This window comes from Microbulbifer sp. S227A, assembly GCF_049800935.1.
Map to the genome: position 1 here is coordinate 71,575 of NZ_JBNAFZ010000015.1, position 12,458 is coordinate 84,032.

General features: G+C 58.8%; 11 protein-coding genes. 6 read left to right on the top strand and 5 right to left on the bottom strand.

Annotation, left to right across the window (positions count from 1 at the left end; genetic code table 11):
* The first annotated feature begins 13 nt into the window (after positions 1–13).
* From ACP15R_RS23405 to ACP15R_RS23430, 6 genes are all read left to right on the top strand, one after another.
* Positions 14–430 carry a hypothetical protein gene (locus ACP15R_RS23405; protein ID WP_224868547.1) on the top strand — a complete coding sequence of 139 codons (417 nt, stop codon included), beginning with the start codon at positions 14–16 and terminating at the stop codon, positions 428–430.
* 155 nt (positions 431–585) lie between these two features.
* The gene (locus tag ACP15R_RS23410) at positions 586–975 is read left to right on the top strand and encodes a VOC family protein (protein ID WP_224868548.1); all 390 of its coding nucleotides are present in this window, start codon (positions 586–588) and stop codon (positions 973–975) included.
* A gap of 16 nt (positions 976–991) precedes the next feature.
* Positions 992–1,978: a TIGR00341 family protein gene (locus ACP15R_RS23415; RefSeq protein WP_224868549.1), complete on the top strand. Its 987-nt coding sequence runs from the start codon at positions 992–994 to the stop codon at positions 1,976–1,978.
* A 343-nt stretch (positions 1,979–2,321) separates the two neighbouring features.
* Entirely contained in the window at positions 2,322–2,918 is a 597-nt protein-coding gene (gene alaE, locus ACP15R_RS23420; protein ID WP_224868550.1) for an L-alanine exporter AlaE, read from the top strand.
* Positions 2,919–3,245: 327 nt separating this feature from the next.
* Entirely contained in the window at positions 3,246–4,670 is a 1,425-nt protein-coding gene (locus ACP15R_RS23425) for a response regulator (RefSeq protein WP_224868551.1), read from the top strand.
* Positions 4,671–4,777: 107 nt separating this feature from the next.
* Entirely contained in the window at positions 4,778–5,131 is a 354-nt protein-coding gene (locus tag ACP15R_RS23430) for a DUF4870 family protein (RefSeq protein ID WP_224868552.1), read from the top strand.
* A 132-nt stretch (positions 5,132–5,263) separates the two neighbouring features.
* Here the strand turns inward: ACP15R_RS23430 and ACP15R_RS23435 are convergent, their stop codons facing one another.
* The 5 genes from ACP15R_RS23435 to ACP15R_RS23455 all read right to left on the bottom strand — a co-directional run bounded on the left by ACP15R_RS23435 (position 5,264) and on the right by ACP15R_RS23455 (position 12,322).
* Entirely contained in the window at positions 5,264–6,523 is a 1,260-nt protein-coding gene (locus tag ACP15R_RS23435) for a DUF945 family protein (RefSeq protein WP_224868553.1), read from the bottom strand.
* Between the two features lie 113 nt (positions 6,524–6,636).
* Entirely contained in the window at positions 6,637–7,557 is a 921-nt protein-coding gene (locus ACP15R_RS23440) for a hydroxymethylglutaryl-CoA lyase (protein WP_224868554.1), read from the bottom strand.
* Positions 7,558–7,643: 86 nt separating this feature from the next.
* Complete coding sequence (locus ACP15R_RS23445; RefSeq protein WP_424988364.1) at positions 7,644–9,647, bottom strand: acetyl/propionyl/methylcrotonyl-CoA carboxylase subunit alpha; 2,004 nt, start codon at positions 9,645–9,647, stop codon at positions 7,644–7,646.
* A gap of 211 nt (positions 9,648–9,858) precedes the next feature.
* Complete coding sequence (locus ACP15R_RS23450; protein ID WP_222231494.1) at positions 9,859–10,656, bottom strand: enoyl-CoA hydratase/isomerase family protein; 798 nt, start codon at positions 10,654–10,656, stop codon at positions 9,859–9,861.
* 58 nt (positions 10,657–10,714) lie between these two features.
* Positions 10,715–12,322 carry a carboxyl transferase domain-containing protein gene (locus tag ACP15R_RS23455; protein WP_224868556.1) on the bottom strand — a complete coding sequence of 536 codons (1,608 nt, stop codon included), beginning with the start codon at positions 12,320–12,322 and terminating at the stop codon, positions 10,715–10,717.
* Positions 12,323–12,458: the final 136 nt, after the last annotated feature.

A 12,458-nucleotide genomic window follows, 5' to 3' on the forward strand; every position in this document is an offset into this window, starting at 1 on the left:
TCAGAGTCCTCTCGTGAACGAACAGCAGTACCTGTGTGACCACTATCGTTTTAACGCCGAACAGCGTTTAAAAGCCTTTAACTTTTTTGTGGTGCTTTCAATGTTCGCCGATGGTGGTATTTTTACCGCCGTGGAAAAAGGCTTTCACCCGCTTATCCTGGTGCTGCTGGGCGGATTTGTGGTGATTGTGTCTGCCGTATTCTGGGTCATGGATATGCGCAGCCGGCAATTGTTGAATCTGACGGTGCCCGGCCTGCGTGCAATCGAGGCGCAGCTGCCAGAGCCGGCACGAATTTTCACCCGTGACCTGAGTAATCAGGGGCGCTGCATTCGCTACACCTTCGCTATTCGTGCGCTGATCCTTGGGCAGTTTGTTTGCGGCACCGCTGTGGTGGTCTACGGAATGCTCGCCTGTTTCGGCGTCATTTGAAACGCCTTTCTCCCAGTTGCATTTCAGCTCCAGTCGCACTTCTTCCTGCCCATTTATTCACGGGCACTGCTATCGCCGTGTGTGCGTGATCGTTTCTGCCCGCGCTATCTATACTCATCTCCCCAGACGGAAAAATTCTCTAGCGGGAGGCCCCCATGCTCGACCATATCGGTTTGACGGTGCACGACTATGAGCGCAGCAAGGCATTTTACCTGGCGGCGCTGGCGCCTCTGGGGTACGAGCTGGCCATGGAAATGGGTGACTGGGCCGGATTTGGCTGGGGAGGCAAGCCGCAGTTATTGATCAAAGGGGGTTCGACCACGGCCCCCGCAGTGACTATTGCCTTTAGCGCCGAAGACCGGGAAACCGTACAGGCTTTTTACCAGGCCGCGCTGAAGGCGGGTGCTCATGATGACGGTGACGAGGGCGGTGGAGCACCACGTCTGCGTCCGGAATACCACGCAGATTACTTCAGCGCCTATGTGCGCGATCCGGATGGACACCAAGTGGAGGTGGTGTGTCATATCCCCGAAGATGCCTTTTGAGCGAGTTTGAATTGCCGTGAAGCTACTCGCCATTCTCACCGACCCCCGCGATACCGACCGTGTCGCGGCTATTGCCGAAGCGCGCAAGGCCGAAGAGTTTCGCATTGAGGGCCCGGTGCAGAGCGGGCACCAGGCCATGCGGCTGCTCACCAGCGACGACAAGGTACAGGTGTTTCTCGACGATCTCGCGCCGCTGGTGGATGGCGTGGCGGGGGCGCGCGTGCTGGTCATCCCGGTGGAGTTGTCGCTGCCCAAGCCCAGCGATGCGCAGCGCAAAAAGGAAGACACTGCCCTGGCCGCGCGCGAGGCGCTGTACGCCAGTGCGGAAAAGAGCGCCCGTCTGGATCGGGATTATGTGATCCTGGTGGTGCTCTCCACCCTGGTTGCCGCCATCGGCCTGCTGGAAAACAATGTTGCCGCGGTCATTGGTGCCATGGTGATCGCACCGCTGCTGGGGCCCAATATGGCGTTTGGCCTGGGCACCGCGTTGGCGGACACGGCGTTGATGCGCAGCGCCCTGAAAACACTGGTGGTAGGTCTCTCAGTGGCCGTGGGCCTGTCGGTGGTGATTGGCCTGATCTGGCCCTGGGGGACGCTCAGCAACGAACTCTTGTCACGCACCTATGTGGGTTGGGACTCCGTGGTGTTGGCACTGGCCTCTGGCGCCGCCGCCGCACTGTCGATGACCTCCGGCCTATCCAGCGTCTTGGTCGGGGTAATGGTGGCCGTCGCACTGCTGCCGCCGGCAGCCACCTTCGGCATGATGCTGGGCTCGGGCAAGTGGCCGCTGGCCCTGGGTGCCGGCCTGTTGTTGGCGGTGAATATCGTGTGCGTCAATCTCGCCTGTAAGTTGGTGTTCCTGATGAAGGGGATTGAGCCGCGCACCTGGTGGCAGAAAAAGTCCGCCAACAAAGCCATGAAGATCTATATCGCCGTGTGGGTGTGCACCCTGCTGCTATTGATGGCGGCCATCTACCTGCGCGACCAGTTCAATCTGCAATAGTCCTCCCAATCTCTCACCGGGCACAGAGCTGTAGGGCCTCCTGAGCCCCGGTGTCCCTGCGCTCAGTTGCTGGAGTCTCTCTGTATCGATGGCGGATAACGCGACCGATATGGCCTTGCGAGTGCCCTGATTTACTCATTGGTTGCGTTGTTTAGGATGGCTTTTGGGGTGGAAACGGTAATGTAGGATGTAATCACTATAAATAATTAAAATTTAATATGTGAAGACTGGATTTTGAAAAAATGGTGGATATAATCGCCGTCGTCACCAAAAGTGACCAAATAATGTTCAGTTTTCGCCTGTGGGGGCCAAAAGCCTGCCGCGGTTCAGGTCAAGTATCACTATGTCGCCCCAGTCTCTGTCGCAGGCAACCGAAGCCATTCCTGTGTCTCCGCCCGTTATGGTGCTGGAGGACGAGCAGCCGGTTGAAACTACCCAGTCTACTAATTCACAGGTTAACGAACGCCGCAACCGCCGCACACGCTGGAACGAGTGGTTGCTGGACGTGTTCGCCATGAACAGCTTTTCCTGGGCAATCGCTATCCCCATCGAGCTGTTACTGGCGGGTATGAGCTGGAGTGAACACCTGAAGATTCGCCTGCTCGCGGTGGTGTTTAACTCGCTGATCGCGCGCCCGTTCAGCATCTACCGCGGCTGGGTGGTACAACGCTTTGGTCGCGGCGGCGCCCTGCATAATTACGCGGTGGACACATTTGTGTTTCTGAGTTTTCAGCTGCCACTGTACACCGTCAATATGCTGCTCGGTGGTGCGTCTATGGCAGAGATCGCGACCGCCTGTATTACCTTTGCCATGATCGCCGGTGTTCTTGGGCGTCCGTACGGAATCTATCTGGATTTCCTGCGCCGTCTATGGGCGCGGCGCAGCGCGGGGGCGCCTGTTACCGATGACATGGATACCGCCACCTGCGGCATTAAGTAGCTGTAAGCGCGTGAAGTTGACTTGCCCGGCCGGGTGACTTCCAATGCGCCCGGCAAATTTCCGGCACGTTCGGGAATATTGGCGTAAAATTGGCTTAAGTGGGACGCTTGTTTGGTGTAAAACACCGCTAAGCGAATTACTCCACTGAGCTTCTGGACGTAGGAAGAGCGTCCAAGAATTCGCAAAAGGATGCGAAATATCCGCCGGGGCTGTAAACACCGGCGCACACAAAACCCTCCAATAAGTGCCCCGTTAGCGGGTATACAACGTGGGTTTTGATCGGGTTGCAGGATTAACCCATACATACCAATGGTTTCAAGGATGAATATGACCATGACCTACTGCCGCCCGGCGGGTAGCCGCGTTGTCGGTGCCAACACCAGAAATACTCGCGCTGTCGTCGCCCGTACCTGTATCGCCTCTGCGCTGATCGCTTTCGCGCCGATGGCTGCCTACGCCTTTCCCGGTCAGGCACTATTGCTTGATACCGGGATTCCCCTGTTCTGGTTATTGCTTGTAGGAGCCGCATTCGTCGGCGTTATGGCGCTCTATATGCGGTCGCGAGCCCAGCTGCAGGCTGCCCTGGAATCCTCAGCTGTCCGTGTCTCAGATTTGCAGGCAGAGAACGCCAAACTGTTTCGCCAGGTGCAGACTCGGGTTCATGAGCTGATGGAGCGGGACAAACTGCTGGAGGAGGTCAAGCTTTCCGCTGCGCAGTCCGAAGAAGAGCACCGGGATTTCCTCTCCATGACCGGGCACCGTATGCGCAAGCCCCTGGAAACCCTGGTCAGTACCATGAGCTTGCTCTCGCGCGGCGGCAATGATGAGAGCCGGCACTTGGCGGACGCGGCATTGGGGCAGTGCCGTACGCTACGCAGCAATATCGAAGAGATCCAGCGGGCGGGCCAAGGGACTTCCGAGGGCGTAGGCGCCGCTGGCCAAGTACCGGCTGTTTCGGCACAGGGTGTTGAGGAGGCGCATCAGCCACTGAATATTCTGTTGGTGGAAAATGACGGGCACGCCAGCTTACGCCGGCGACTGGAGGCCGGGGGGCATGAGGTACGTTGCGAAAGTAATGGAATTGATGGCGCCGAGGCAGCCCTCAAGGCGAAATACGACTTGGTGCTAATTGATGTGCGCCTGCCCCTGATCGATGGTGTGGAAACGGCGCGAAAAATGCGCGGTGACTATTCCAATGACAACCTGCTTATTTTCGGCATGCTCGACAGCCTGAATAAGGGCGACCGCGAGCACTATATGGCGAAGGGATTGACCGGCGTGTTGCCGAGCGAGCCTTCTGAGGCGCAGCTGGCGCAGTTGTTGAGCTGGGTGGAGCAGAAAGCCCAGGGCAAATCGGCCAAGAGCAAAACGTCTCGCGCCAACAAAGTATTGAACTCAAGCACGCTCGAGCGGCAGCGGGATACCCTCGGCCACCTGGCGTTTGCCGAATTGCTTGGGGGGCGCCTCGCCAGCCTGCCCAAGAAAATCACCGCCTTTACCAGCGCTCTGACTGGTCGACACTGGCTCGACGCGCAACACCAGGCACAGGCGATCGCCGCGGAAGCAGAAAGTGTCGGGCTGGAGGTGGTTGCCGGGCGTCTGAAAGCGCTGTCAGCGCGCTTGTCCATCGACAGCGAGCGGGAGTACTGTCGCCACCAGCGCACCGAGATACTCGGGCTGATGCGCACTTCCATTCAACAGCTGAAATCCTGGCGCGAGAAAAACGTCCATACCGAGTGGGCGCTGAGATAAACCCGGTGATTGTCGCGATGGGTGGCCGTTGGCAGCGGTTATCCTGAGAGGCAATAGCGCTTACACTTAGCGCTGGTTTAATGAAAGTGAATAAATGGAAGTCGACCATGTCCGAGCAGTACCCTGTTGAGCAACAAACGGAACGCGAGCGCTCTGCGCGCGATGTCACCACTCTGGTGTACCTGATTCAGGCGATCAGTATTTTCACCGCGGTTCCCTTCTTTGTCGGCGTGATCATCAACTACGCGAAGCGCGGCGACGTGCGCGGCACCCTGGCCGAGTCCCATTTCCGCTGGCAAATCCGTACCTTCTGGTACAGCCTGCTGTGGTTTGTGATCGGTTGGGCGACGGTATGGATTCTGATTGGTTTTGTGGTCTGGGGAATCAGTTGGGTCTGGGTCGTTTATCGCGTGGTGCGTGGCTGGCTGAATCTGGCAGACAATCGCCCTGCTTACTCTTAAGTCGCAGAGTCTTAAGTCGCAGAGTCGATTGGTAAATGAATTGAAGTTGTAACGATAAACGGTGAGAGAAAACCGTTGAGCGGCCCAGGAGGCCGCTCTTTTTTTATCTGTAACGCTGCTGCGGGCGGTGGCTTAGAGCCCGCCCATCAGCGCGAGCACAAACAGGTCTGCGGGCAGCTGCTGACCGTTGACCGCCAGAACCCCTTTATCCAGCTGCAGGTGCATGGTCAGCTGGCCGTTCTCTTCCAGCAGAAAGCCGTATTGTTTTAGCGCGCTTGCCTGCATGATCAGTGGCGATTGCATCAGCGCCTGCTCGGACGCTGAAATATTCGCGCTGCCTTCCAGGCTGTCCAGCCAGAACAACTTGTCGTTCTGTACTCGCTGACTGCGCGGAATCCCTTTCCAGTCCACATCCAGTTGCAGTTGCATGGGCCCATTTGCGGTGGCGATATCCAACTGCTGTTGCGCCTGTAGTGGACGCTGGAACACCTGCGGCCAGCTGCGCTCGGTGGAGGGCTTTAGCAACAGGCTGTAGACGAAGTGGTGCAGGTCGTCATAGGTGACCGCGGGCAGGTGAAGCTGCTGAGTTAGGCTGGTGGCCGGTGTGGCGGACTGAATGTCCGGCAGGTTGATTGCGGTTTGTATCTTCAGGGTCTGTGGCGCAACCAGTTCGCCGGTGTAGTCCAGAGCAGCATCGCGCAGTTCCAGCGGGCCGGAATCATTGTTGGTGCGCACCAGTGGCAATTTCACCTGCAGGGTGCCTGCGCCGGTTGGCGCTAGAGTAAAGTCGCCACGGGCGGATTGCAGGTACAGCGCTTCGCGGTGGCCATCCATGCGCACAAACTCACCCAGTTCAAAGCGGCTGTCTTGTTGCTGGCCCGTGTAATCGGTCACCAGGCGAACCTTGCCCCCTGCAAACTGGATTTGCTGGTCGGCCACGTTGCGGTCGATGGGCCGCAGGTGCAGGGTGTTGATCACGCGATTGTTGGCGGCAACGAGTGTTTCGACCACTACCGGACTTTCATCCAGGGCCTGGCTTATCGGGCCGTAGTAGGCCTCCAGTTGGTGACGCAGAGACGGTTCCAGTTGTTTGCCGGTCAGGCGGGTTTCCGCGTACAGGGCGCCGACCTTGAGGCCGCTGCGGGTAAACAGTACCGGGCCGTGCTGGATGTCGCTCTGGGTCTCGGTCTTGCCGTCCTTGCCGGTGAGCAGGGTCACCGCCTCGGCGCCAAACCAGCCGCGCTGGTAGCCGGTCAATTCGACATTGTCTTGCTGGCTGAGTTGCTGTTGCAGCACCACTTCGACCTGAGGCCCGATCAGGCGGGGGGCGATCAGGGCGGCCAGTAACAGCAGGGCGGTGACGGCGATAAGGCCAAAGCGTAAGACTTTCATGCGGACAAATTTCAGGCGACTGGATAAGAGCGCTCGATAGTAGCAGATCAAGATGAATCTAGTGACCCCGGTGCTTCTATCGCCCTAATAGGGGCTACCTGATAGAGGGTACCTTAATCGCCCTCGATGCAGCCGTGCTCACCGGCGATCGCCCGCGCCACCTTGGAGTTGCTCTCGCGCCCCAGTGCGTGGGAGATAAAGTTGCCCGCCTTGGCCAGTCGCCCCAGATCAATGCCGGTGTGAATGCCCAGTCCATCCAGCATATACAGAACATCTTCGCTGGCCACATTGCCGGAGGCGCCGCGCGCATAGGGGCAACCGCCGAGGCCGGCCACTGCCGAATCTATGACGCCCACGCCCGCCTGCAATGCCGCATAGATATTTGCCAGCGCCTGCCCATAGGTGTCGTGGAAGTGCACCGCGAGTTTTTCCAGCGGCACCTGCCGGGCGACGGTTTCGATCATGTAGCGGGCTTTTTCCGGAGTGCCAACGCCGATGGTATCGCCGAGACTGATTTCGTAGCAGCCCATATCCAGCAGGGCGCGGCTGACCTCGGCAACCCTCTCCGCGGGAATATCGCCCTCGTACGGGCAGCCGAGCACACAGGAAACGTAGCCGCGCACCGGGATACCATCCACGCGCGCCTGTTCGGCGAGCGGGCGGAAGCGCTCAAGGCTTTCTTCGATTGAGCAGTTGATGTTTTTGCGGGTGAAACTCTCTGACGCTGCACCGAATACCGCGACTTCGTCGGCCCGTGCGTCGCGGGCGCGCTCGTACCCGACCATGTTGGGGGTGAGCGCACTATAGTTGACGCCGGGGGCGCGTCGGATACCGGCAAGAACGTCTTCGCTGGCGGCCATTTGTGGCACCCATTTGGGGCTGACAAAGCTGCCTGCTTCGATGGCCTGCAGGCCGCTTTCGCTCAGCAGGTCGATCAGCTGCACACGGGTCGCCACCGAAATCGGCTGTTTTTCATTTTGCAGCCCGTCGCGGGGGCCGACTTCGACCATCTTTATCTTGTGGGGCAGTGACATTGCCTTGAACCTCGTTAGGTATTCTTCGCTGGTTACGCTTGGCGGGCTACCCCGCCTGTTGTCCATCACCTGTTGTGCGAGGCCTGTCAGTTTTCGACCGTCTCGCTACTGAAATCAATCAGCAGGCTGCCGCCATCGACCAGTTCGCCCGGAGCGCAAAAGAATTGGGTGACGGTGCCGTCCGCTGGTGCGCGCAGGGTGTGCTCCATCTTCATCGCTTCCATCACCAGCAGCGGTTCGTCCTGCATAACTTTCGCACCAGGCTTAACCAACAGGGTGACAATGGTGCCGTTCATCGGCGCTTCCAGTCCGTGCGCTGCATCCGACCCTTCACCGATGTCCGGCGGCAGGATTTTGAAGTCCACCTGCTCGCCACTGACAAATACCGTACCCTCGTTATCGTGGGATACGCTGGAATAATTCACCCGGCGTCCGTCCAGTACCGCGACGCCCTGACCGTGTAACGAAGATACGGTGCCGCTTTGATTGTCCACCGCCGCGCTGCATCGCCAGAACAGGTTTTGCTCGCTGCCAGAGAAATGAATCTCGATTTCGCGCCCGTGCACTTCCACTTTTTGGCTGCGCCAAACCGTCAGGCCGTTGCGCCAGTTGTTGCCACTGTGCCACGGTGAATAAGCGTCTGCCTTGGGGGCGGAGCGATGCTGGTCTCGGGTTTCGCGGTGGGCCAGAAATACGGCAATGGCGGCGCACTGTTGCGAACGCAGCTGCTGCTCTTGTTGCAGGATTTCCTGTTCATGGTCTTCGATAAAATGGGTATTCACACGGCCATTCACAAACGCGGTGTGATTGATCACGCGGCGCAAGAACTCAATATTGTGGCGCAGGCCTGCAATCTGATAATGCTGCAGCGCGCGGTCGAGTTTTGCCAGCGCTTCGCGGCGGTTGCTGCCGTGTACGATGAGCTTGGAGATCATCGGGTCGTAGTGCACGCTGATTTCATCGCCAGTTTGCACGCCGGTATCCACGCGCACGGATTGGTTTTCCGGTGGTGGCTGGTGGCGTAACAGCTTACCGGTGGCCGGCAGGAAATCGTTGTCCGGATCTTCCGCATAAATGCGCACTTCAAAGGCGTGGCCGACGATATGCAGGTCGTCCTGCGCAAGCGGCAGGGGATCGCCGGCGGCGACGGCGAGCTGCCACGCGACCAGGTCCTGCCCGGTGATCATCTCGGTGACTGGGTGCTCCACCTGCAGGCGGGTGTTCATTTCCATAAAGTAGAAAGAGCCACCGGCATCCAGCAGAAATTCCACGGTGCCGGCACCGACATAGCCGATCGCATGAGCGGCACGCAGTGCCGCTTCGCCCATTTTTTTGCGGGTCTCCGCGGGCAGGCCTGGAGCCGGTGCTTCTTCGACGACTTTCTGGTGGCGGCGTTGCACCGAGCAATCGCGCTCGAACAGATACACGCCTTTGCCATGTTGGTCACAGAACACCTGGATTTCCACATGGCGCGGATTTACCACGTAGCGTTCGATCAACATGATCTCATCGTTGAAGGCGCTTTGCGCTTCGCGCTTGGCGGCATCCAGTGCGGCATGGAACTCGTCGGGCTTGTCCACACGGCGCATGCCCTTGCCACCACCGCCGGCGGCCGCTTTCAGCAGTACCGGATAACCGATGCGGTTGGCGTGGCCTTCGAGGATGCCGGGCTCCTGGCTTTGGCCGTGGTAGCCGGGTACCAGTGGCACATTGGCTTCTTCCATGATGCGCTTGGCTGCGGACTTGGAGCCCATGGCTTCGATGGCACCGGCCGGTGGACCGACAAAGATAATGCCGGCTTCTTCACAGGCGCGGCAGAAGTGCGCGTTCTCCGACAGGAAGCCGTAGCCCGGGTGAATGGCGTCGGCGCCGGTTCGTTTGGCGGCATCGAGGACCTTGTCGATATCCAGATAGGATTCTTTGGCGGGCGCCGGGCCCAGGTGCACGGCTTCGTCGGCTTGCTGCACGTGCAGGGCATTGGCGTCTGCATCGGAGTAAACCGCGACGGTGGCAACGCCGAGACGGCGTGCGGTGCGGATAATGCGACAGGCAATTTCGCCGCGGTTGGCGATCAGCAGTTTGCGAATCATGGCTGGCTCTGTTTGGTTTTTCGCGCTCTTGGTGGAGCTCTTTTCCGGCTTTTCTGGCGGCCGGGTAGCGGAGGCGAGTTTTCAGGAACGCTGTGAACCCATCCCTGGGCGCTTCGGCGCAAACTTCCTGTTTGCGACGATCCTGAAAACTCGCCTCCGCTACCCGGCCTTCAATTTAGACTTCTGTACTGCGCAAGCGTTGTTGTGCGTTTCAGTCTTCGCTGGTGTTCATCCAGCTTGGTGCGCGTTTTTCCAAGAACGCGCTCAATCCTTCCTGGCCTTCCGGGGAAACCCGCACGGCGGCAATCAGTGCACTGGTCTGGCCCTGAAGCTCCGAATTGATTACCCGGTTGGACATGGACATGGCCAGTTGTTTGGCCATGGTGACGGCGTTGGGACCGTTGTCGGTAATGCTGTTCACCAGTTTCTGTACGGTTAGGTCCAGATCGCCCTCGGCAACCACTTCCGAAACCAGCCCGATTTCCTGGGCACGGGCTGCGGAAAAGCGCTCGGCGGTGACGAAGTAACGGCGTGCCTGGCGCGCGCCGATGGCGTTGATCACGTAGGGGCTGATGGTGGCGGGCAGCAGGCCGATTTTTACTTCGCTCAGGCAGAAACTGGCGCGCTCGGTGGCAATGGCGATATCGCAGCAGCTCACCAGTCCAACGGCGCCACCAAACGCTGCACCCTGTACGCGCGCGATGGTCGGTGCGGGGAACTGATCGAGTTTGTGCAGCATGGCCGCGAGCGCCGCTGCGTCCTGGCGGTTTTGCTCTTCGCTGTATTCCGCCATGCGCTTCATCCAGTTCAGGTCGGCGCCGGCGGAGAAACTCTTGCCATTGGAAGCGAGAATAAGTGCGCGCACGCCGCCGCTGTTGGCGAGCTTGTCGAAGGTCTCGCCCAGCTGGCGAATCAGATCGTCGTCAAAGGCATTGTGAATCTCGGGGCGGTTCAGGGTTACCGTCGCGACGCCTTCGCTATCGATCTCGCACAGCATTTTATCGGTCATGTTCTTTCCTTAATTCGTATAGGCAGAGGGTTAGCCAGTTACTAACACAGCCAACATTCTACATGCGGAAAACGCCGAACTTGGTTTCCTCGGGCTCTTTGTGGGTGGCGGCGGCCAGACACAAGCCCAGTACCGTGCGGGTATCTTTGGGGTCGATCACACCGTCGTCCCACAGACGTGCCGACGCGTAGTAAGGGTGCCCCTGGTGTTCGTAATCGTCGATGATCGGCTGCTTGAACTTGGCGATTTCTTCCTCGCTCCAGCGCTCGCCCTTCGCGGCCATCTGGTCGCTCTTGACCTGTGCCAGCACCCCGGCCGCCTGTTCGCCGCCCATCACGGAGATGCGCGCGTTGGGCCACATAAACAGGAAGTTGGGGTCGTAGGCGCGGCCGCACATGCCGTAGTTGCCGGCACCGAAAGAACCGCCGATCAAAATAGTGATCTTGGGTACCTTGGCGGTGGCCACCGCGGTCACCATCTTGGCACCGTGCTTGGCGATGCCGCCGGCTTCATACTGCTTGCCCACCATAAAGCCAGTGATGTTCTGCAGGAATACCAGCGGAATGTTGCGCTGTGCACACAGCTCAATAAAGTGCGCGCCTTTTTGTGCGCTCTCCGCAAACAGGATGCCGTTGTTGGCGACGATGCCCACCGGGTAACCGTGAATACGCGCAAAGCCGGTCACCAGGGTGGTGCCGTACATTGCCTTGAACTCATCAAATTCAGAACCGTCCACCACACGCGCAATAATCTCGCGCACGTCAAACGGCTGGCGTGAATCCTTCGGCACAATTCCGTAGATATCTTCCGGCGGGTATATCGGCTCGATCGGTTTCTTGATGTCCAGGCCCGGATTCTTGACCCGGTTCAACCTGGCTACAGAATTGCGCGCGATCTGCAGCGCATGGGTATCGTTGTTGGCGAAGTGATCGGAAACCCCGGACGTCTTGCAGTGCACCTCGGCACCACCCAGCTCCTCCGCGGTAACCTCTTCGCCGGTCGCGGCTTTCACCAGCGGCGGGCCAGCGAGGAAAATGGTGGCCTGCTCCTTAACCATAATGGACTCATCTGCCATTGCCGGTACATAAGCACCGCCGGCGGTACAGCTACCCATCACCACTGCAATCTGCGGGATATTCTTTGCCGACAGGTTGGCCTGATTAAAGAAGATGCGCCCGAAATGTTCGCGATCCGGGAACACCTCGTCCTGACGCGGCAGGTTGGCGCCACCGGAGTCCACCAGATATATACACGGCAGATTGTTTTCGTCGGCAATGGCCTGGGCGCGCAGGTGCTTCTTCACGGTAAGCGGATAATAGGTGCCGCCTTTCACCGTTGCATCATTGGCCACAATCACACAGGGCTGGCCGGATACGGTGCCGATACCGGTCAGAATTCCTGCCGCTGGCACGTCTTCACCGTACACATCGAAGGCGGCGAGCTGGGAGAACTCCAGGAAAGGACTGCCGGGATCCAGCAGTGCATCGATACGATCACGTGGGAGCAGCTTGCCGCGCGATACGTGCTTCTCACGCGCGCGTTCACTACCACCTTTAGCGATGGTTTCCAGTTTTTCCTGTAAGTCATCGACGATGCTTTGCATCTGTTCGCGGTTTTCCGCAAACGCGGGATCGCGGGAATTAATCTTGGTCTGAATCTGATTCATAAAAAATACGAGGCCAATTCGTAGTCAGAACCTGGATGCGAAGGTGTTGCCGCCGTAGCCGCTTTTCCAGACCTTCTAAAACAGGGATGTTTTAGAAGATCCCCCATGGCTGGGTTAACGGCGTGTCTGGAAAAGC

Bases quoted from the DNA above. Each gene is read 5' to 3' on its own strand.
- ACP15R_RS23455 (WP_224868556.1), bottom strand. From the start codon at position 12,322: ATGAATCAGATTCAGACCAAGATTAATTCCCGCGATCCCGCGTTTGCG.
- ACP15R_RS23445 (WP_424988364.1), bottom strand. From the start codon at position 9,647: ATGATTCGCAAACTGCTGATCGCCAACCGCGGCGAAATTGCCTGTCGC.
- ACP15R_RS23440 (WP_224868554.1), bottom strand. From the start codon at position 7,557: ATGTCACTGCCCCACAAGATAAAGATGGTCGAAGTCGGCCCCCGCGAC.
- ACP15R_RS23410 (WP_224868548.1), top strand. From the start codon at position 586: ATGCTCGACCATATCGGTTTGACGGTGCACGACTATGAGCGCAGCAAG.
- alaE (WP_224868550.1), top strand. From the start codon at position 2,322: ATGTCGCCCCAGTCTCTGTCGCAGGCAACCGAAGCCATTCCTGTGTCT.
- ACP15R_RS23435 (WP_224868553.1), bottom strand. From the start codon at position 6,523: ATGAAAGTCTTACGCTTTGGCCTTATCGCCGTCACCGCCCTGCTGTTA.
- ACP15R_RS23450 (WP_222231494.1), bottom strand. From the start codon at position 10,656: ATGACCGATAAAATGCTGTGCGAGATCGATAGCGAAGGCGTCGCGACG.
- ACP15R_RS23430 (WP_224868552.1), top strand. From the start codon at position 4,778: ATGTCCGAGCAGTACCCTGTTGAGCAACAAACGGAACGCGAGCGCTCT.
- ACP15R_RS23425 (WP_224868551.1), top strand. From the start codon at position 3,246: ATGACCATGACCTACTGCCGCCCGGCGGGTAGCCGCGTTGTCGGTGCC.